The organism is Pseudomonas sp. 22490 (assembly GCF_052044465.1).
GTDB lineage: Bacteria > Pseudomonadota > Gammaproteobacteria > Pseudomonadales > Pseudomonadaceae > Pseudomonas > Pseudomonas aeruginosa.
The window spans coordinates 32,180-50,304 of record NZ_JBQENS010000024.1 but is presented as its reverse complement, the minus strand read 5'-3'; the positions used below and the strand labels follow the sequence as shown (position 1 = coordinate 50,304).

Genomic DNA, 18,125 nt, shown 5'->3' with positions numbered 1-18,125 from the left:
GCGGCAAGAAACCCGGCAGGCTGGAGCAAGCGAGCGGGGGAGCGGCGGGTCCAGAGTATTCCCGGGTAGTAGGCGCATGCACGACGCAGCGCCGTCGCCAAGCCGAGGAGCACACATGAGTATTGCCATCGACCCGTCCGTCAGCGCCTTCTTGCGCAGTCCCCATGGCCTGCTGATCGACGGTGAGTCCGGGCCGGCGCGTTCCGGCGCCGACATGCCGCTGTACGACCCGGCGACCGGCGCCGAGCTGGCTCGCGTGGCCCGCGCCGGCGCCGAAGACGTCGACCGGGCAGTCGCTGCCGCGCGGCGCGCGTTCGAAGGCAGCTGGGCAGGCCAGCGCCCGGCCGATCGCGAGCGCCTGCTGCTGCGACTGGCGGAACGGGTCGAGGCGCATGGCGAGCAACTGGCGCAGTTGGAAACCCTGAACAACGGCAAGTCGATCAACCTGTCGCGGGCCCTGGAGGTCGGCGCCTCGGTGGAGTTCATCCGCTACATGGCCGGCTGGGCGACCAAGATCGAGGGCCGCAGCCTCGACCTGTCGATCGCCGCGGTCCCAGGCGCGCGCTACCGGGCCTACACGGTGCCGGAGCCGGTGGGCGTGGTCGGAGCCATCGTGCCGTGGAATTTCCCCTTGCTGATGGCGATCTGGAAGATCGTCCCGGCCCTGGCCTGCGGCTGCACCGTGGTCCTCAAGCCGGCCGACGAAACCCCGCTGACCGCCCTGCGCCTCGGCCAGTTGTGCCTGGAGGCGGGGATTCCGCCAGGAGTGGTGAACATCGTCACCGGCACGGGCGCCGAGGCCGGCGCGGCACTGGCGGCGCACCCGGGCATCGACAAGCTGGCGTTCACCGGCTCGACCCCGGTGGGCAAGCTGATCGGGCATGCGGCGGTGGAGAACATGACGCGTTTTTCCCTCGAACTCGGCGGCAAATCCCCGGTGATCATCCTCGATGACACCAGCCTGGACATGGCTGCCGCCGGTTCCGCCGGCGCGATCTTCTTCAACCAGGGGCAGGTCTGCACCGCTGGCTCGCGCCTCTATGTGCAGCGCAAGCGTTTCGACCAGGTGCTGGAGCGCCTGGCGGCCATCGCCGGCGACCTGAGCATCGGCCCCGGCCTGGATCCGACCACGCAGATCAACCCGCTGGTCTCGGCCAGGCAGCAGGAGCGGGTGCTGGGGATGATCGAAAGCGGGGTGGCTGAGGGCGCCAGCGTGGTCTGCGGCGGGGCGCGCCAGGGCGAGACGGGGTTCTACGTGCAGCCGACGATCCTTGCCGACGTCACCCCGGGGATGCAGGTGGTGCGCGAGGAAATCTTCGGGCCGGTGCTGGTGGCGACGCCCTTCGACGATCTCGACGAAGCGGTGCGTCTGGCCAACGACAGCATCTACGGGCTCGGTGCGAGCATCTGGTCCAACGACCTGCGCCAGGTCATGGACCTGGTGCCCAGGATCAAGGCCGGCACGGTATGGGTGAACGCCCACAACCTGCTCGACCCGTCGATGCCGTTCGGCGGCTTCAAGCAGTCCGGCATCGGACGCGAGATGGGCCATGCGGCGATCGAGGCGTACACCGAGAACAAGTCGGTGTGCATCGCCTACTGATATCGATGAATCGGGGGGAGCCGATTCGTTCGGCTCTTTCGCTGCCCTCCGCGGCAGCCTTTTGTTCAACACGCCTCGCCTGCCGGCGGAGCGTACGGGACGCCGGCGCGTCCCGCAGGGCCTGACGCAAGAACAACAACAGCAACGCTGCCGTCGAGGATACGTCGATGTCCATCTCCAGACTCACCCAGCACCTGCTCCGCGGGCGGGTTGGTTTCCCCACCGCCCTGGCCAGTTCGGTCGGGTTGATCATGGCCAGCCCGGTGATCCTCACCGCCACCACCGGCTTCGGCCTGGGCGGCGGAACCTTCGCCGTGGCGATGCTGGTGGCGCTGCTGCTGATGCTGGCGCAGTCCACCACCTTCGCCGAGGCCGCCTGCCTGCTGCCGACCCGTGGCTCGGTCTACGACTACCTGTCGTGCGGCCTCGGGCGCTTCTTCGCGATCACCGGCACGCTGTCGGCCTACCTGATCGTCCATGTGTTCGCCGGCACCGCCGAGACCATGCTCAGCGGCACCATGGCGCTGGTCAACTTCGAGTCGCTGAATACCCTCACCGAGCCGGGCGGCGGCGCCTGGCTGGTGGGCGTCGGCATGGTGCTCTGCTTCGGCCTGCTGAATGCGCTGGGGATCACCGCCTTCGGTCGCGCCGAAGTGATCCTCACCTTCGGCATGTGGAGCACCCTGATGATCTTCGCCGTGACCGGCCTGTTGCGCCTGCCCGCGGTGGAGTTGCAGGGCTGGTTCGGGGCCTCGATGGTCGGCGACGACCTGCCGACCCTGCTGTCGCTGGTGGGCATGGCGATGTTCATGTTCGTCGGTTGCGAATTCGTCACGCCGCTGGCGCCGGAGGTGCGCCACGCTTCGCGGACCCTGCCGCGGGCGATGGCCCTGGGGTTGATCGGGGTGGCCTGCTGCATGTTCCTCTATGGCGCGGCGATGCGCCGGCAGGTGGAAAACCTCGACCTCGGCGGCGGCCTGCACCTGCTGGAGACGCCGATGGCGATCCCGCGATTCGCCGAGCAGGTGATGGGACCGTTCGGACGCATCTGGCTGGGCGTGGGCCTGCTGTTCGCCGGGGCCGCCACCATCAACACCCTGATGGCCGGCCTGCCGCGGATTCTCTACGGGATGGCGCTGGATGGCGCCTTGCCGAAGGCCTTCACCTACCTGCACCCGCGCTTCAAGACACCGTTGCTGTGCATCGCCGTGGCAGCGGCGATTCCCTGCCTGCACGCCTGGTGGCTGGGCGGCGACAGCGAAGGGATCATCCACCTGGTCCTGGCTGCGGTCTGCGCCTGGGGCACCGCCTACCTGCTGGTGACCCTCTCCGTGGTGCTGCTGCGCATCCGTCGCCCGGACCTGCCGCGCGCCTACCGCTCGCCGCTGTTCCCGTTGCCGCAGCTATTCTCCAGCGCCGGAATCCTGCTGGGGATGTTCTACATCACGCCGCCGGGGATGAACCCCGCCGACATCTACCTGCCGTTCGCCCTGATGCTCGGCCTGGCGGCCGCCTACGCCCTGTTCTGGACCCTGTGCGTACAGCGGGTGAGTCCGTTCCGTCCGCTGGCGGTGGAAGAGGTGCTGGAGAAGGAATTCGCCGAAGAGGACCAGCAGCAGCGGGAGAGGGCGCATGTCCGCCTGGGCGCGCTGGTATGAGCGTCACTGGCGCGACTGGCGGCCAGCCGCCTATCGCCCCGGAGCCACCCTGGCCCTGGTGCGGCGCAACCTGGCTGCGTGCGACGGCGAGGCGCAGGACGGCAGGCTGTTGCTGCGTACGAAAGAGCTGAGCCTCGAGGTTCGCGAGCGGGTCCAGGCGCACCTGTTCATGCATATCGTCAGCACCGAGTTCAGCCTGTTCGTGGCGGCGCCCGGGGGGCCGCCGGCCAGCCTGGAGCTGCGTCACGCCGGTTGCTTGCGGCGTCGCGGCATCCTTTGCAAGGTACGCAGCGGGAGCGGGCTCGAGCCGTTGCGGGAGGCCTTGCAGGGGGGCGACCGGGTCTTGCTGGAGCAGCTCATGCCGCTGGACTTCCGGAGTTTGCGCCTCTGCCGCGACGACAGGGGCTGGACCGTGAGCCTGGAACACCTGGGGGCGTGCGAGGTGGTCAACCGCTTCCCCGCCTATCGCCGCTACATCCCTCTGGTCGCCGAGCAGCGCCTGGCCCTGCTGGGCGCCTTCGCCCAATTGCAGCGCCTGCTTTCTCCCGCCTGAACGGCCCTTGCCGGCTCTCCCGGATGCGTATCCGCCGGTCCATTTGCGCTAGCTTGTGGGTATATCGATAACATGTTAATCATATCGGCAGCGCTGCGTGGCTCGGTAATTGCCGCGCCATACAACAATAACGATGGCCGTTGCCGTCAGGAGGTGCCCGGTGCATACCCTGTCTTCCGCACACAACAGCTTCGAAGCCTGGAACCAGGCGTTGCGCCAGGTCTGCGGGCGCTTCGAGTCGCAGCCCGCGCTGAACCGGACGCTGTTCATCGGCGATATCTCGCGGCAGGACCTCGGCGGTCTGGAGTTGGCGCAGATCCGCACCAACGCAGGGCGCATCGCCCGCCAGGCCACCCATGCCGATCATGACGACGACCGCCACTGCTTCCTGGTCGTCCAGCGCAGCGGCCATGCGCAACTGCGCCAGGGTGGGGACAGCATAGAGCTGGCGCCAGGGGAAATGGCGCTGATGGACTCCGCGGGCGGCTGCGAGATCATTCCCCACGGACTCATCGAACACACCTCGTTCCATCTCTCCCGCGAAGAGGTATGCCGGCACCTGCCACCCAGCCAGCGGGCCTTCGGCAAACTCTCGCCGAACTGCGCCAGCGGTCGCCTGCTGAGCCTGCTGGTGCAGCAGGTGTGCGCCGGAGAACTGCAGCCGTGGGCGGTGGCGGACGAGGGCGGGGCGTTGCAGGAGGCGCTGATCGCCCTGCTCGGGCCGGCGCTACAGCACGCCGGCGAGGAATTGGAGGGACCGCTGGCCGGGCTCTATGGCTACAGTCTGCGCCGGCACGCGGAGCGTCTGATCGAGCAATCCCTGCAGGAGCCGCGCCTGAGTCCGGACATGCTCGCCGGCCGCCTGCGCATCTCGGTGCGCCAGTTGTACCGGTTGTTCGAGGAGCAGGGCGACAGCGTCTGCCGCTACATTCTCCGCCAGCGCCTCAGCCGCAGCGCCGCCGACCTCGGCAACCCACGGCTGCGCGGCGAATCGATCACCTCCATCGCCTTCAAGTGGGGTTTCAGCGACTCGGCGCATTTCAGCCGGGCGTTCAAGAAGCAGTTCGAGGTTTCGCCCAAGGACTATCGGGCCGGCGCGCTACCGGCCTGACGCCGCCGCGCGCTGCCATTCGTCCCGCCGATCCGCGCCGCAGGCGGAGCTGGCCCGGTGAATGCTTGACGCTTCACCGGAGGCACAGCAAGAATGCGGCGTGTCAGGTTGCATGAAAATAACGGCGGCGCTGTCCGGGGTACCTGCCGCGACAAGCAGCACCCGATGCCCGCACCTTTCATGTCGCCAGCGAGGCGCAGGATGTCATTGCCTTGGGGCGTGCGCCGCGTCGCTATTCACTATCAGATTTCGAGTGCCCCCCTACACCATGCGAATGCGCCTGATGCTTTTGGGCGGCGGTAATGCCCTTGGACAGGCGCTGATCCGCCTAGGGGCGGAGGAAGACATCGGTTTCCTCGCGCCCAGACCACCCGAGCAGGGCTGGGATGCCGCCAGCCTCACCACCCTGCTGGACGAAACGCGCCCCGACGCGGTGATCAACCTCGCCTTCTACCACGACTGGTTCCAGGCCGAGCAGGTCGAGGCGGAGCGCCTGGGCGCCCAGGAGCGCGCCGTCGAGCGCCTCGCGGAGCTCTGCCAGCACTACGAGATCCTGCTGGTCCAGCCGTCCAGCTACCGGGTCTTCGACGGCGCCCGCGCCACCGCCTACAGTGAGAAGGACGAGACCCTTCCGCTGGGCCTGCGCGGCCAGGCGCTCTGGCGCATGGAGCAGAGCGTGCGCGCGGCCTGCCCGCGACATGTGCTGATCCGCTTCGGCTGGCTGCTGGACGAAAGCCCGAACGGCTTGCTGGGACGTTTCCTCAGCCGCGCCGAACAACCGCAGCCGCTGTTCCTCGCCGACGATCGGCGCGGCAACCCGACGCCGGTGGACGACGCCGCGCGGGTGGTGCTCTCGGTGCTCAAGCAGCTCGACTGCCAGGCGCCGCTGTGGGGCACCTACCACTACGGTGGACTGGAAGCGACCACCACCCTGGCGCTGGGACAGGTGATCCTCAACGAGGCGCGTACCTATCGCTCCAACCTGATCCAGGAGCCTTCGGCGGAGGCCCATGCCGCGCGCCCGGACGCGCTCGACGAACCGCAGCACGCGGTGATGGTCTGCAAGAAGATCCTCCACACCTTCGGCATCAAGCCGCGCGCCTGGCGCGCAGGTTTGCCGGCTCTATTGGACAGGTACTACAGGCATGTTTGAACGCCCCATCCTGATCACCGGCGGCGCCGGTTTCATCGGCTCCCACCTGACCGACGCGCTGCTGGCGCGCGGCTACCGCGTGCGTGTGCTGGACAACCTGTCCACCGGCAAGCGCGACAACCTGCCCCTGGACGACGAACGGGTCGAGCTGCTCGAAGGCGACGCCGCCGACGCGGCGACCCTGGCGGCCGCCCTGAAGGGCTGCGCGGCGGTCGCCCACCTGGCCGCGGTCGCCTCGGTACAGGCCTCGGTGGACGACCCGGTCGCCACCCACCAGAGCAATTTCATCGCCACCCTGAACCTCTGCGAAGCGATGCGCGAGCAGGGCGTGAAGCGCGTGGTGTTCGCTTCCAGCGCAGCGGTCTACGGGCAGAACGGCGAAGGCACGGCGATCGACGAAGACACCCCGAAGTCGCCGCTGACGCCCTACGCGTCGGACAAGCTGGCCAGCGAGTACTACCTCGATTTCTATCGCCGCCAGCATGGGCTGGAGCCGGCGATCTTCCGCTTCTTCAACGTCTACGGGCCGCGCCAGGACCCGTCCTCGCCCTATTCCGGGGTGATCAGCATATTCACCGAGCGCGCCCTGAAGGGGACGCCGATCACCGTGTTCGGCGACGGCGAGCAGACCCGCGACTTCATCTACGTCGCCGACCTGGTCGATTTCCTGGTCCAGGCGCTGGAGGCGACGGCGGTGGAGCCCGGGGCGGTGAACGTCGGCCTGAATCGCAGCATCAGCCTGAAGCAGTTGCTGGCGGAGATCGGCCAGGTGCTCGGTGGCCTGCCGCCGGTGACCCACGCCGACGCGCGAGCCGGTGACATCAGGCATTCGCGGGCGAACAACGAGCGCCTGCTGCGGCGTTTCCGCTTCGACCAGCCGACGCCGATGGGCGTGGGCCTGGCGCGCCTGCTCGGCCGCTGATCACCACCAGGGCTTGTTCAGCGCCAGGTAGAAGATCCCGCCCAGCAGGGTGAGGCTGAGGACGCTGAGCAGGCCCTTGCCGGGGCCCCGCGCCATCCGCAGGGCGAACGCCGCACAGACGATGTAGCCCAGCAACAGCCCCAGCTTCGCCAGCAGCCAGAGCGGCAGCGGCCAGGGCATCGCCAGGTGCACCAGGCCGAGCGCGCTGAGCAGCAGCAGGGTGTCCACCAGGTGCGGTCCCCAGCGGCGGATGCCGCTGGCCTTGCGCCCCGACCAGTTCCAGGCCAGGCGCCAGACGAACAGGGCGGCGCTGCTGAGGGCGAAGGTGATGTGCAGGGTCTTCAGCCAGAGGTACATGGGGTCCGTTTCCGCAGGATGAAAAAAGGCGCCCGAAGGCGCCTTTTCCCGTTGGGGGCGCAAGCCCCGCGACAGTCTACGACTCAGAACTTGTAGCCGAAACCGATCATGTAGACCCACGGATCGACGTCCACGTCGACCTTGGTCTTGTTCACGCCCAGGGCGCTCGGGCCGTTGATGCTGGCCTTGGTGTCGATGTCCATGTACCAGACGGCCATGTTGAACAGCGCGTGCTCGTTGAGCATGTAGTCGAAGCCCAGTTCGCCGGCCAGGCCCCAGGAGTCCTGCAGCTTCATGCTGCTGAAACCCTGCGCCTTGCGGTTGCTGGCCAGGTCTTCGTCGAAGAAGGTGGTGTAGTTCACGCCCAGGCCGCCGTAGGGCTGGAAGGCGCTGTTGGTACCGCCCATGGGGTAATACTGGAGCAGCAGGGTCGGCGGCAGTTGCTTGATGTCGGCCAGCTTGCCGTCCAGGCCCGGGCCGAGGCCCTTGACGTCGACCTGGTGGTTGAACGGAGTGGCGGCGACCAGTTCCACGCCCCACTTGTCGGCGAACATGTAGGTGAAGGTCAGGCCGAGCTGGGTGTCGCTGTCGACAGTCGCCTTGGTACCGCGCTGCTTGGCGCCGTCCAGCTTGATGTCGGAACTGCTGTCGTCGGGATCGACGGTGGCGAAGCCGCCACGGATGATGAAGTCACCGGCCTTGTGTCCTTGAATATCCGCAGCGGCGAACGGGGAGGCGACGGTGAGGGCCAGCAGGGAAGCGGTAAGCCAGGACTTACGCATGATGAGCTCCATTCCTTGTATTAGAAAGTGTTGGTGCTGCTAATGGTCAGCCAGCTAACAGTTGCCTTCCTTGACACAGCTCAATCAATCCTAGGAGCAAATGTGACGGCCGCAACGTAAATGGCGCGGCGGATTGTCGCATGTCGTTCAGCCACCTTCGTATTCGTAGGGCGTCACCTTGCTCGCCTGCATGCGGTAGCCGGCCGCCGCCAGCTCGCTGCTGGCGTTCTCCACCTTGAAGGTGCCCTCGACCCAGAATGGCTGATACAACTCGTCCATCTGCACGCCCTTGGCGGTCTTCACGTAGACGATCTGGTTCGACGGCGGCGGCGGTACGTGGATGCAGGCGCCGTAGTAGGGCACCAGGAGGAACTCGGTGACCAGCCCGGCCTCGCTGATTTCCAGCGGCACGATGTAGCCCGGCAGCTTGGCCTCGATGCCGTCCAGTGCCTTCACCACCGGGGCGTTGGGGCTCTGCTGGCTGGCCGCCGGACCGGCTTCGCTGAGGGCGTTGGCGAGGTCGTGGATCGGCAGCGGCGCCGGGGCGGGCGGGGCGCCGGCCGGGATCAGTTGCGACCAGGTCAGTTCGCGCGGCGCGGCGCGCGCCACGGCACTGCCCAGGAGCAGGGCGAAAGCCAGCAGGAGGACGGTCAGGGAGCGCAGCATCGGGGAATATCTCCGGGTCATAGGCGGATCGACAGGCCATCGGCCAGGGACTGGCGGTAGGCGCGCCAGGCCGGCACGCAGCCGATCAGCACGGCGGCCGCCAGGATAGCCCCGAGCAGGCTCCACTCATAGTCGCTCGGCAAGGCCAGCGGCAGGTAGATGCCGTAGTTGGCCTGGACGTAGCCCTGGCTGGCGGCGATGCCGAGGTAGAGCAGGCCCAGGCCGAGGGCGACGCCGGCCAGCGCCAGGCTGAAGGCCTCGGCCAGCAGCAGGCCGAAGATGTGCCAGGGGCGCGCGCCCACCGAGCGCAGGATGGCCATCTCCCGGCGGCGCTCGTTGAGGCTGGTGAGGATCGCCGTGAGCATGCCGATCAGGCCGGTGAGGACGACGAACAGCGAGACCACGAACAGTGCCTTCTCGGCGGTGCCCATCAGGCCCCACAGTTCCTGCAGGGCGACACCGGGGAGGATCGCCATCAGCGGTTCGCCGGGATAGTCGTTGACCTCGCGTTGCAGGGCGAAGGTCGCCACCTTGCTCTTCAGGCCGACCAGGAACGCGGTGATCGCCTGTGGTTGCAGGTCCATGTGCCGCGCCTGCTCGGCACTGACGCGCCCGGCGCCCATCGCCGGCACCCCGTTGCGCCAGTCGACGTGCAGCGCCTCCATGCCGGCGAGGGATATGTGCAGGGTGCGGTCCACCGGGGTACCGGTGCGCTGGAGGATGCCGACCACGGTGAACGGCTTGTCGTCGTGCTTGACCAGGCTCACCGTGCTCACCCCATGGGCCAGCACGATCTTCTCGCCGAGCCTGTAGTGCAGGGCTTCGGCCACCTCGGCGCCGAGCACCACGTCGAACAGGTCCTGGCCGAAGGCGCGGCCCTCGGCCAGTTGCAGTTCCTGGCCGCGGCCGTAGCGGTAGTGCTCGAAATAGCCGGCATCGGTACCCATTACCCGGTAGCCGCGGTGCGAGTCGCCGAGGGAGATCGGGATCGCCCACTTCACCCGCGGGTTTTCGGCGAAGTGCCGGTAGCTGTCCCAGCGGATGTTGTTGGTCGCGTTGCCGATGCGGAATACCGAGTAGAGCAGCAGGTTCACCGAGCCGGAGCGCGCGCCGACGATCAGGTCGGTTCCGGAGATGGTACTGGCGAAGCTGGCCTTGGCCTCGGTGCGGACCCGCTCCACCGCCAGCAGCAGGCAGGCGGAGAGGGCGATGGCGAAGATCGTCAGCAGGGCGGTGAAGCGGCGGTTGGCCAGGCTGGCCAGTGCCAGTCGGAAGAGATACATGCTCAGAGTCCTGCCGGCCGGGCGGCGCGGTTGAGATCGGAAAGGGACAGGCTGCGGTCGAACAGCCCGGCCAGGCTCTGGTCGTGGCTGACGAACAGCAGGCTGGCGCCGGCCTCGCGGCATTCGGCGAAGAGCAACTGGAGAAACGCCTCGCGGCTGTCGGCGTCGAGCGCCGAGGTCGGCTCGTCGGCGATCACCAGCTCCGGCTGGCCGATCAGCGCGCGGGCGGCGGCGACCCGCTGCTGCTGGCCGATGGACAGGCTGTCGGCGCGGCGTGCGTGCAGTTCGCCGCCGAGGCCGAGCTGGCCGAGCAGATGGCTGGCGGCCTGCGCCGGGCTACCGTGGCGTTCGCGGGCGCGCTGACGGCGCAACGCGGAAAAGTGACAGGGCAGCTCGACGTTCTCGCGTACCGAGAGGAACGGCAGCAGGTTGAACTGCTGGAAGATGTAGCCGGTGTGGTCGACGCGGAAATGGTCGCGGCGCGCGGCGGACAGCTTTTCCAGGTCCTCGCCGAGCAGGCGGATGCTGCCGCGGCCGGGCTTCTGCACGCCGCCGAGGAGGCCGAGCAGGGTGGTCTTGCCGCTGCCGGAAGGCCCCTTGAGGAACAGGCTCTCGCCGCGTTCGAGATGGAAGCTGGGAATGTCCAGCAACTCCGCCTGGCCGGGCCAGGCGAAGCCGAGGTTGGTCAGGGTGATCAGTGCGCTCATGGGGGTAGGGGCGGAACGCTCCGCCGGAGCCTCGAGAATGGATGGAGGGGCGCCGCGCCGAATCCCTCGCGGCGCCTCCGGAACGATCCTACAGCTTCAGCTCGGCGCTGGCCGGGGCCAGGTCGGCGCCTTTCTGGCCGTCGGGACCGATCAGTTGTACCTGAATTTTCTGGGTGGCGGGGAAGCGCTTGAAGAACTCGGCGAGGGTCAGCAGCTTGAGCAGCTCGGGCTTCTCGCAACTGAGCTGGTAATGGGCGTGGATATCGGCATGACCGTGTTCATGTTCATGTTCATGTTCGTGGCCTGCCTTCTCTTTGTGCGCGTGGGCCGGCGCCTTGTCGCCGAACAGCGGACTCCGCAGTTCCTGGCTGGCCACCGAGCAGCCGGCGGTGACCGGCAGGGCGAACAGTTCCAGCGGTTTTTCCAGTTGCGCGCGGGCCTTGGCCACGGCGGCCTTGTCCGCGTCGGTGCTGGCGGCGTGTTCGAAACCGACCAGGTTCATCGCCGGGCTGTCCAGCTCCAGTTCGAGGGTCTTGCCGTCCAGCGCCACGTTCAACTGGGCGACGCCGTGCTCGTGCTTGCCCAGGCTGCCGTGGGCGTGGTCATGGTCGTGGTCGTCATGGGCCTGGGCGGCGAACGGCAGCAAGACGAGGGCTAACAGCAGTGGGCGCATGAACGGGACTCCGGCAAGGAAGGAAAAGAGTTTGTTACGTTATAACGAATTTTTCCGCCTGCCTAGCCTGGCCGATTTGGCCCCTACGCGCCGACGTGGGAGCATGGCGCGATTCGCTTGTGGAGAAACGAGATGGTGCGGATTCGCGGAAGCATCGGCGACTGGCCGGTGGATCTGACCCTGGAACTGGACGCCGAGGATTGGCGCCAGCTGGCGCAACACGTGCCCCCGCCGCCGCTGGGCGAGCCGCAGGTCGCGGCGGCCAGGGCGCCGGCGTCGGCAGCGCCGGTGGATCGCCTGTGGCAGACCGCCCAGGACCTGCTGCGCGGCAGCGGGCGGATCGAGGGGCCACAGTTGCTGGCGGAGCTGGAGGCGTTCAGCGGCAACGCCGGCGCCGCCAAGCAACTGCTGGTGCGCCTGCGGCACGACGCCCGGGTCAAGGTCGAGGTGGTCGACGGCACCCAGGTGTTCGTCTGGCTGGAGGACTGAGCCCCGCGGACGGGGCTCGGCGACTCAGTAGAGCGCCTGGTACAGCTTGCGGCGGTAGGTGGTGACCAGCGGATGGTCGTTGCCGAGCAGGTCGAAGACCTGCACCAGGGTCTTGCGCGGCAGGTCGTCCTGGTAGCCGCGGTTGCGCAGGAACAGCTTGAGCAGTCCGTCCAGAGCCGCCTCGTACTGCTGCCGGGCGAGCTGCTGGACGGCCAACTGGTAGGCCGCCTCGTCGTCGCCGGCATCGGCGGCCAGACGGCTCTTCAGTTCTGCACTGTCGGGCAGGTCGGCAGCCTGGCGCAGGAAGGTCAGTTGCGCGCGGGCGCCGGCCAGGGCCTGCTTGTGCTCGTCGCTCTTCACCGCGTCGAGGATGGCCTGCGCCTCTTCCAGTTCGCCGCGCTCGGCCAGGCAGCGGGCGTAGAGGATCAGCGCCGCGGGGTTGTCGTTGTTCTCCGCCAGCAGGGCTTTCAGGGTCGCTTCGGCGTCGCCGATGCGGCCTTCGGCGAACAGCGCCTGGGCCACTTCCAGCGGGTCTTCGTCGGGCAGCGCCGGTGCTTTCACATGGGGTTCCAGCAGGGCGCGGATCTGCGATTCGGGCTGGGCACCGGCGAAACCGTCGACCGGCTGGCCATCCTTGAACAGGACCACGGTCGGCAGGCTGCGGATGCCGAAGCGCATCACGATGTCCTGCTCGACGTCGCAGTTGACCTTGGCCAGCAGCAATTCGCCCTGGTAGGACTCGGCGATCTGCGCCAGCAGCGGCATCAGCGCCTTGCACGGGGCGCACCAGTCGGCCCAGAAGTCCACCAGGACCGGCTTGTGGAACGAGTTCTCGATGACCAACTGCTCGAAGTTGGCGCCGGTGACGTCGAAGATGTAGGGCGTATCGCTCATGTCGATTCTCGGAAACGCAAGGTGGTGACCACTATAAGTGGGGGCGCGCCGCGCGCAAACAAGCCCGTGCCTCAGGCTTGCCCGCGTTCGGCGTGATACAGGCTGACCAGGCGGAATTCGGCGGGCTCGGCGAGGTCCGGCCAGGTACAGGCTTCGAGCACGTCCAGGCGTCGGTACAGCGGATGACGGAAGTCACGGACCCGCGAGTCGGCGACCAGCGCCTGGCGGCCGCGGCTGAGGAACTGGTCGAGCAGCGGCAGGTTGGCGCGGTCGTAGAGCACGTCGGCCACCAGGATCAGGTCGAAGCGATCGTCCTCGGCGAAGAAGTCCGCCGAATAGCTCAGCTCCACTCCGTTCAGTTCGGCGTTCGCCCGGCTCGCTGCCAGCGCCAGGGGATCCAGGTCGCAAGCCACCACCTCGGCGGCGCCGGCGCGGGCCGCGGCGATCGCCGCCACCCCGGAGCCGCTGCCGAAGTCCAGCACGCGCTTGTCGCGGACCCACTGCGGGCGCGCCGCCAGCCAGCGCGCCAGGACCAGCCCGCTGGCCCAGCAGAAGCACCAGTACGGCGGCTCTTCGAGGATGCGGCGGGTTTCCTCCGGGCTGAACTGGCGGTCCATGTTCTGCGCGTCGATCAGCCACAGGCGCAGGTCGGTGCCGGGCAGCGCGGTGGCGCTGAGCCGGGCGTCGCCGAGCAGCTCGCCCAGCGCCTGGGTCAGGGCTTGCGGTGCCGTCACGGCGCGCGTACCAGGCGCAGTTCGCCGAGGGACTGGGTGGTCGGCTGGGCGATCCGCAACGGATGCAGGCGCCAGGCCAACTGGCCGGACTGGATCACCCGCGCGTGCAGTTCGACGCGCAGCGCGCCACCGGCCGGCGGGAAGGATTCGGGGTTGAACGGCAGGCGGAAGGGCATGAGTTCGCCGGTGGCCAGCACCGTCTCGCTGGCCAGCAGCCGCTGTGGACGGTCGCGCTCGTCGATCACCAGCAGTGCCATCTGCACCTCGCTGCCGCGTGGCAGGCTGCCCTGGATGCTGCTCAGCGTTCCGCTCAGCTCGCGCAGGTGGGCCGGTAGCACCGGCTCGACCATGGTCACGCTGCGCGAAGCTTGCGGCGTTGGCGCAGGCTTCGGCTTGTCGCTGGAACAAGCGGCGAGGAGAAGGACGGCCAGCAGGGCGATCGGGCGCAGGGTCATGGGCTGCTCCATAGCGGTGGAATCCGGGCGGCGCTTGTATAGCGCAAAGTGTGATTCTTGTCGCGCTTCGCGTAGTCCGCAACGTCCGATTCCTCTCGCCTTTCCCAGCGTGCCGGCGCCGGTCGATTCTGCGGGTGCTCGGTCGGGCGCGGATGCGCTACCATGCGGCTTCCTTCAGCTACGCCTGTATCAGCACCATGCATTGTCCCTTCTGCGGTGCCCATGACACCAAAGTGATTGACTCGCGACTGGTCGCCGAGGGCGATCAGGTGCGCCGGCGCCGCGAGTGCCTGGCCTGCGGCGAACGCTTCACCACCTTCGAGACCGCCGAGCTGGTCATGCCGCGCCTGATCAAGCAGGACGGCAGCCGCCAGCCGTTCGACGAGGACAAGCTGCGCGCCGGCATGCAGCGCGCCCTGGAGAAGCGTCCGGTCAGCGTCGAGCGCCTGGAAGCGGCCATCGGCCACATCAAGCACCAGTTGCGCGCCACCGGCGAGCGCGAGATCAAGTCGCGGGTGCTGGGCGAACTGGTGATGGCCGAGCTGCAGAAGCTCGACGAAGTCGCCTACATCCGTTTCGCCTCGGTCTACCGGCGCTTCCAGGACCTCAACGAATTCCGCGAGGAGATCGAACGCCTCGCCCGCGAGCCGGCCAAGGAATGAACGCCGCCGACCCGCTGTACATGGCCCGCGCCCTGGAACTGGCGCGCCAGGGGCTGTACTCCACCCATCCGAATCCGCGCGTCGGCTGCGTGCTGGTCAATGACGGCCAGGTGGTCGGCGAGGGCTGGCACGTCCGCGCCGGCGAGCCGCACGCCGAGGTCCATGCCCTGCGCCAGGCCGGCGAGAATGCACGCGGCGCCACCGCCTACGTGACCCTCGAGCCCTGCAGCCACTTCGGCCGCACCCCGCCGTGCGCCGATGCGCTGGTGGGCGCCGGGGTGGCGCGGGTGGTCGCGGCGATGCAGGATCCCAACCCCGAGGTCGCCGGTCGCGGCCTGCTGCGTCTGATGCAGGCCGGCATCGCGGTGCAGAGCGGCGTCCTCGAAGCCGAGGCGCGGGAACTCAACATCGGTTTCATCAAGCGCATGGAACATGGCCTGCCGTTCGTCCGGGTCAAGCTGGCGATGAGCCTGGACGGGCGCACCGCCATGGCCAGCGGGGAAAGCCAGTGGATCACCGGGCCCTCCGCGCGTTCGGCGGTGCAGCGCTTGCGCGCTCGCTCCAGCGTGGTGTTGTCCGGCGCCGATACGCTGCTGGCAGACGATGCGCGGCTCAACGTACGCCCCGACGAACTGGGCCTGAACGCCGAGCTTACCGCGCTCGCCGCGGCTCGCCAGCCGTTGCGGGTGCTGGTCGACGGGCGCCTGCGGGTGCCGCTGGAGTCGGCGTTCTACCAGGCCGGTCCGGCGCTGGTGGCGACCTGCGCCGCCGCCTCGGCGCGCGAACGCTTCCAGGACGCCGGCCACGAACTGCTGGCGCTGCCCTCCGCCGAGGGCCACGTCGATTTGCACAAGCTGCTCCTGGAACTGGCGGCGCGCGGCGCCAACGAAGTGCTGGTGGAGGCCGGCCCGCGTCTGGCCGGCGCCTTCGCCCGGCTGGGGCTGGTGGATGAGTACCGGCTGTTCGTCGCGCCGAAGTTCCTCGGCTCCAGCGCCCGTCCTTTGCTCGACTGGCCGCTGGCGCGGATGGCCGATGCGGCGCAGTTGCGGATCGACGACATCCGCGCGGTGGGCGACGACTGGCTGGTCACCGCGCGGCCCCATCCGCGGGACGCCTGAACTTCGCTGCGCGGCGACGCGGCGGACGATGCACAAGCGGCGCAACTGTGGTAAAACGCCACACGGCCATCTCGGTGGCCGTAACGTTCTCAGGGCGGGGTGAAAGTCCCCACCGGCGGTAATGGCGCGCAAGGCGCCTAGCCCGCGAGCGCTTGCCGGACCGGCCACCGCCGGACGACAAGGTCAGCAGACCCGGTGCGATTCCGGGGCCGACGGTCATAGTCCGGATAAAGAGAGAACGGGATTGCCTGCCTGGGCGTACCCTGTGCGCCCGCAAGATCCCCTTCGATCCAAAAAGCCCTGTTTTTCACGAAACAGGAGTTCGTCATATGTCTTCATCTTGGAATACCCGCGCTATGGCACGCAGGCCGCTCGGCGTCGCGCCGGCCATGCTGCGCGCCTGTGCGGCGGAAAAACGGGAGGTCGCATGTTCACCGGCATAATCGAGTCGATCGGCAGCGTCCGCGCAATGACGCCCAAGGGCGGCGACCTGCGGGTCTACATCGCCACCGGCAAGCTCGACCTGGGCGACGTCAAGCTCGGCGACAGCATCGCGGTCAACGGCGTCTGCCTGACCGCGGTGGAACTGCCCGGCGATGGCTTCTGGGCCGACGTCAGCCGCGAGAGCCTGGCGCGCACCGCCTTCCAGCACCTGAAGGTGGGCAGCCGGGTGAACCTGGAAAAGGCCCTGACGCCGACCACCCGCCTCGGCGGACACCTGGTGAGCGGCCACGTCGACGGCGTCGGCGAGGTGCTCAAGCGCGAGGAGAACGCCCGCGCCATCCAGTTCACCGTGCGTGCCCCGCGCGAACTGGCCAGGTACATCGCGCACAAGGGCTCGATCACCGTCGACGGCACCAGCCTCACGGTGAACGCGGTGAACGGCGCGGAGTTCGAGCTGACCATCGTCCCGCATACGCTCAGCGAAACCATCATGGCCGAGTACCAGCCCGGACGCCGGGTCAACCTCGAGGTCGACCTGCTGGCCCGTTACCTGGAGCGCCTGCTGCTTGGCGACAAGGCCGCCGAGCCCAGCGCCTCCGGCATCAGCGAAGCGTTTCTCGCCGAGAACGGTTTTCTCAAGTAACCCACGAATTGCATAAGGGGGTGCCCATGGCACTCAACACGATCGACGAACTGATCGAAGACATCCGCCAAGGCAAGATGGTCATCCTGATGGATGACGAGGACCGCGAGAACGAAGGCGACCTGATCATGGCCGCCGAATGCGTCCGCACCGAAGACATCAACTTCATGGTCAAGCATGCCCGCGGCCTGGTCTGCATGCCGATGACCCGCGAGCGTTGCGAGCGCCTCGGCCTGCCGCTGATGGTGCAGCGCAACGGCTCCGGCTTCGGCACCAAGTTCACTGTCTCCATCGAGGCCGCCGAGGGCGTCACCACCGGCATCTCCGCCGCGGACCGCGCCCGCACCGTGCAGGCTGCGGCGGCGAAGAACGCCGTGGCCGCCGACATCGTCAGCCCCGGCCACATCTTCCCGCTGATGGCCCAGCCGGGCGGTACCCTGGCTCGCGCCGGGCACACCGAGGCGGCCTGCGACCTGGCGCGGATGGCCGGGTTCGAGCCGTCCGGGGTGATCTGCGAGGTGATGAACGACGACGGCAGCATGGCTCGCCGGCCCGAACTGGAGGCGTTCGCCGCCGAGCACGGGATCAAGATCGGCACCATCGCCGACCTGATCCACTACCGGCTGATCCACGAGCGCACCGTCGAGCGCATCGCCGAGCAGCCGCTCGACAGCGAACTGGGCCACTTCAACCTGATCACCTACCGCGACTCGGTGGAGGGCGACGTGCACCTGGCGCTGACCCTCGGCAAGGTCTGCGCGGAAGAGCCGACCTTGGTCCGCGTGCATAACATGGACCCGCTGCGCGACCTGCTGCAGGTCAACCAACCGGGCCGCTGGAGCCTGCGCGCGGCGATGACCAAGGTCGCCGAGGCGGGCAGCGGCGTGGTGCTGCTGCTCGGTCACCAGATCGGCGGCGACGACCTGCTCGCCCATGTCCGCGAGATCGCTTCGGCGCCGGCTCCGGCGCCCAAGGCCACCACCACCTACAGCACCGTCGGTGCCGGTTCGCAGATCCTGCGCGACCTCGGCGTGCGCAAGATGCGCCTGCTGAGTGCGCCGATGCGCTTCAATGCGATATCCGGTTTCGACCTGGAAGTTGTAGAATACCTGCCCGCCGAATAAGGCCTGTCCCGCCCGCCGCGTGCAAGATCGCGGTGGGCGCTATGCTGGACGGACCTTTCGACCCTTTTCGCTCGGGGCGCAACGGCGTCCCGGC

Annotated in this window: 20 protein-coding genes and 1 riboswitch; of the genes, 11 read left to right on the top strand and 9 right to left on the bottom strand. The window is 68.3% G+C overall.

Annotated features, from left to right (window positions below):
* Nucleotides 1-115 precede the first annotated feature (115 nt).
* The 6 genes from ACTJJX_RS23890 (at nucleotide 116) to ACTJJX_RS23865 (ending at nucleotide 7,000) form a co-directional block, all read left to right on the top strand.
* Complete coding sequence (locus ACTJJX_RS23890; RefSeq protein ID WP_003159318.1) at nucleotides 116-1,603, top strand: aldehyde dehydrogenase family protein; 1,488 nt, start codon at nucleotides 116-118, stop codon at nucleotides 1,601-1,603.
* A 167-nt stretch (nucleotides 1,604-1,770) separates the two neighbouring features.
* A complete protein-coding gene (locus tag ACTJJX_RS23885) occupies nucleotides 1,771-3,261 on the top strand; it encodes an APC family permease (RefSeq protein ID WP_016852467.1) in 1,491 nt (496 codons plus the stop codon).
* Nucleotides 3,236-3,814, top strand: a complete 579-nt coding sequence (locus ACTJJX_RS23880; RefSeq protein WP_003105260.1) for a DUF3156 family protein — start codon at nucleotides 3,236-3,238, stop codon at nucleotides 3,812-3,814. Before ACTJJX_RS23885 ends, ACTJJX_RS23880 begins: the two co-directional genes overlap by 26 nt.
* A 160-nt stretch (nucleotides 3,815-3,974) precedes the next feature.
* Nucleotides 3,975-4,925, top strand: a complete 951-nt coding sequence (feaR, locus tag ACTJJX_RS23875) for a transcriptional regulator FeaR (protein WP_003105262.1) — start codon at nucleotides 3,975-3,977, stop codon at nucleotides 4,923-4,925.
* A 268-nt stretch (nucleotides 4,926-5,193) separates the two neighbouring features.
* Complete coding sequence (locus tag ACTJJX_RS23870) at nucleotides 5,194-6,078, top strand: dTDP-4-dehydrorhamnose reductase (RefSeq protein WP_003113045.1); 885 nt, start codon at nucleotides 5,194-5,196, stop codon at nucleotides 6,076-6,078.
* Nucleotides 6,071-7,000 (top strand): NAD-dependent epimerase/dehydratase family protein, encoded by a 930-nt coding sequence (locus ACTJJX_RS23865; protein WP_003093339.1) that lies wholly within the window; start codon nucleotides 6,071-6,073, stop codon nucleotides 6,998-7,000. The genes ACTJJX_RS23870 and ACTJJX_RS23865 overlap by 8 nt, the downstream gene beginning before the upstream one ends.
* Here the strand turns inward: ACTJJX_RS23865 and ACTJJX_RS23860 are convergent, their stop codons facing one another.
* The 6 genes from ACTJJX_RS23860 to ACTJJX_RS23835 form a co-directional block, all read right to left on the bottom strand.
* On the bottom strand, nucleotides 7,001-7,357 hold the full coding sequence (locus ACTJJX_RS23860) for a SirB2 family protein (RefSeq protein WP_003093338.1): 357 nt from the start codon (nucleotides 7,355-7,357) through the stop codon (nucleotides 7,001-7,003).
* Nucleotides 7,358-7,440: 83 nt separating this feature from the next.
* Nucleotides 7,441-8,139, bottom strand: coding sequence for an outer membrane protein OprG (gene oprG / locus ACTJJX_RS23855; protein WP_003093337.1), 699 nt, complete (start codon nucleotides 8,137-8,139; stop codon nucleotides 7,441-7,443).
* Between the two features lie 147 nt (nucleotides 8,140-8,286).
* The gene (locus tag ACTJJX_RS23850) at nucleotides 8,287-8,805 is read right to left on the bottom strand and encodes a DUF3299 domain-containing protein (RefSeq protein WP_003105266.1); all 519 of its coding nucleotides are present in this window, start codon (nucleotides 8,803-8,805) and stop codon (nucleotides 8,287-8,289) included.
* Between the two features lie 17 nt (nucleotides 8,806-8,822).
* Nucleotides 8,823-10,088 (bottom strand): ABC transporter permease, encoded by a 1,266-nt coding sequence (locus tag ACTJJX_RS23845; protein WP_016852468.1) that lies wholly within the window; start codon nucleotides 10,086-10,088, stop codon nucleotides 8,823-8,825.
* Nucleotides 10,089-10,090: 2 nt separating this feature from the next.
* Nucleotides 10,091-10,795 carry an ABC transporter ATP-binding protein gene (locus ACTJJX_RS23840; protein ID WP_004365793.1) on the bottom strand — a complete coding sequence of 235 codons (705 nt, stop codon included), beginning with the start codon at nucleotides 10,793-10,795 and terminating at the stop codon, nucleotides 10,091-10,093.
* Nucleotides 10,796-10,883: 88 nt separating this feature from the next.
* Nucleotides 10,884-11,468 (bottom strand): DUF2796 domain-containing protein, encoded by a 585-nt coding sequence (locus ACTJJX_RS23835; RefSeq protein ID WP_016852469.1) that lies wholly within the window; start codon nucleotides 11,466-11,468, stop codon nucleotides 10,884-10,886.
* A 132-nt stretch (nucleotides 11,469-11,600) separates the two neighbouring features.
* On the opposite strand from ACTJJX_RS23835, the gene ACTJJX_RS23830 reads away from it, so the two are divergent.
* A complete protein-coding gene (locus ACTJJX_RS23830; protein WP_003161695.1) occupies nucleotides 11,601-11,957 on the top strand; it encodes a hypothetical protein in 357 nt (118 codons plus the stop codon).
* Between the two features lie 24 nt (nucleotides 11,958-11,981).
* Here the strand turns inward: ACTJJX_RS23830 and trxA are convergent, their stop codons facing one another.
* The 3 genes from trxA to ACTJJX_RS23815 form a co-directional block, all read right to left on the bottom strand.
* Nucleotides 11,982-12,851 carry a thioredoxin gene (gene trxA, locus ACTJJX_RS23825; RefSeq protein WP_003137633.1) on the bottom strand — a complete coding sequence of 290 codons (870 nt, stop codon included), beginning with the start codon at nucleotides 12,849-12,851 and terminating at the stop codon, nucleotides 11,982-11,984.
* Between the two features lie 71 nt (nucleotides 12,852-12,922).
* A complete protein-coding gene (locus ACTJJX_RS23820) occupies nucleotides 12,923-13,585 on the bottom strand; it encodes a class I SAM-dependent methyltransferase (protein WP_003113049.1) in 663 nt (220 codons plus the stop codon).
* Nucleotides 13,582-14,052, bottom strand: a complete 471-nt coding sequence (locus ACTJJX_RS23815; RefSeq protein ID WP_003113050.1) for a YbaY family lipoprotein — start codon at nucleotides 14,050-14,052, stop codon at nucleotides 13,582-13,584. Before ACTJJX_RS23815 ends, ACTJJX_RS23820 begins: the two co-directional genes overlap by 4 nt.
* 185 nt (nucleotides 14,053-14,237) lie before the next feature.
* Here ACTJJX_RS23815 and nrdR point away from each other — a divergent pair, with 185 nt between their 5' ends.
* The 4 genes from nrdR (at nucleotide 14,238) to ribBA (ending at nucleotide 18,031) form a co-directional block, all read left to right on the top strand.
* On the top strand, nucleotides 14,238-14,702 hold the full coding sequence (gene nrdR / locus ACTJJX_RS23810; protein WP_003107181.1) for a transcriptional regulator NrdR: 465 nt from the start codon (nucleotides 14,238-14,240) through the stop codon (nucleotides 14,700-14,702).
* Nucleotides 14,699-15,820 (top strand): bifunctional diaminohydroxyphosphoribosylaminopyrimidine deaminase/5-amino-6-(5-phosphoribosylamino)uracil reductase RibD, encoded by a 1,122-nt coding sequence (gene ribD / locus ACTJJX_RS23805; RefSeq protein WP_016852470.1) that lies wholly within the window; start codon nucleotides 14,699-14,701, stop codon nucleotides 15,818-15,820. The genes nrdR and ribD overlap by 4 nt, the downstream gene beginning before the upstream one ends.
* Before the next feature lie 81 nt (nucleotides 15,821-15,901).
* A riboswitch (FMN riboswitch) is annotated at nucleotides 15,902-16,064 on the top strand.
* A 183-nt stretch (nucleotides 16,065-16,247) separates the two neighbouring features.
* Complete coding sequence (locus tag ACTJJX_RS23800) at nucleotides 16,248-16,907, top strand: riboflavin synthase (RefSeq protein ID WP_003093316.1); 660 nt, start codon at nucleotides 16,248-16,250, stop codon at nucleotides 16,905-16,907.
* Nucleotides 16,908-16,933: 26 nt separating this feature from the next.
* Entirely contained in the window at nucleotides 16,934-18,031 is a 1,098-nt protein-coding gene (ribBA, locus tag ACTJJX_RS23795; RefSeq protein WP_003093313.1) for a bifunctional 3,4-dihydroxy-2-butanone-4-phosphate synthase/GTP cyclohydrolase II, read from the top strand.
* Nucleotides 18,032-18,125 lie beyond the last annotated feature (94 nt).

Bases quoted from the DNA above. Each gene is read 5' to 3' on its own strand.
- ACTJJX_RS23865 (WP_003093339.1), top strand. From the start codon at position 6,071: ATGTTTGAACGCCCCATCCTGATCACCGGCGGCGCCGGTTTCATCGGC.
- ACTJJX_RS23800 (WP_003093316.1), top strand. From the start codon at position 16,248: ATGTTCACCGGCATAATCGAGTCGATCGGCAGCGTCCGCGCAATGACG.
- ACTJJX_RS23850 (WP_003105266.1), bottom strand. From the start codon at position 8,805: ATGCTGCGCTCCCTGACCGTCCTCCTGCTGGCTTTCGCCCTGCTCCTG.
- ACTJJX_RS23870 (WP_003113045.1), top strand. From the start codon at position 5,194: ATGCGAATGCGCCTGATGCTTTTGGGCGGCGGTAATGCCCTTGGACAG.
- ACTJJX_RS23885 (WP_016852467.1), top strand. From the start codon at position 1,771: ATGTCCATCTCCAGACTCACCCAGCACCTGCTCCGCGGGCGGGTTGGT.
- ribD (WP_016852470.1), top strand. From the start codon at position 14,699: ATGAACGCCGCCGACCCGCTGTACATGGCCCGCGCCCTGGAACTGGCG.
- ACTJJX_RS23840 (WP_004365793.1), bottom strand. From the start codon at position 10,795: ATGAGCGCACTGATCACCCTGACCAACCTCGGCTTCGCCTGGCCCGGC.
- ACTJJX_RS23880 (WP_003105260.1), top strand. From the start codon at position 3,236: ATGTCCGCCTGGGCGCGCTGGTATGAGCGTCACTGGCGCGACTGGCGG.
- ACTJJX_RS23845 (WP_016852468.1), bottom strand. From the start codon at position 10,088: ATGTATCTCTTCCGACTGGCACTGGCCAGCCTGGCCAACCGCCGCTTC.
- ribBA (WP_003093313.1), top strand. From the start codon at position 16,934: ATGGCACTCAACACGATCGACGAACTGATCGAAGACATCCGCCAAGGC.
- nrdR (WP_003107181.1), top strand. From the start codon at position 14,238: ATGCATTGTCCCTTCTGCGGTGCCCATGACACCAAAGTGATTGACTCG.
- ACTJJX_RS23860 (WP_003093338.1), bottom strand. From the start codon at position 7,357: ATGTACCTCTGGCTGAAGACCCTGCACATCACCTTCGCCCTCAGCAGC.
- trxA (WP_003137633.1), bottom strand. From the start codon at position 12,851: ATGAGCGATACGCCCTACATCTTCGACGTCACCGGCGCCAACTTCGAG.
- ACTJJX_RS23890 (WP_003159318.1), top strand. From the start codon at position 116: ATGAGTATTGCCATCGACCCGTCCGTCAGCGCCTTCTTGCGCAGTCCC.
- oprG (WP_003093337.1), bottom strand. From the start codon at position 8,139: ATGCGTAAGTCCTGGCTTACCGCTTCCCTGCTGGCCCTCACCGTCGCC.
- ACTJJX_RS23815 (WP_003113050.1), bottom strand. From the start codon at position 14,052: ATGGAGCAGCCCATGACCCTGCGCCCGATCGCCCTGCTGGCCGTCCTT.
- ACTJJX_RS23830 (WP_003161695.1), top strand. From the start codon at position 11,601: ATGGTGCGGATTCGCGGAAGCATCGGCGACTGGCCGGTGGATCTGACC.
- ACTJJX_RS23835 (WP_016852469.1), bottom strand. From the start codon at position 11,468: ATGCGCCCACTGCTGTTAGCCCTCGTCTTGCTGCCGTTCGCCGCCCAG.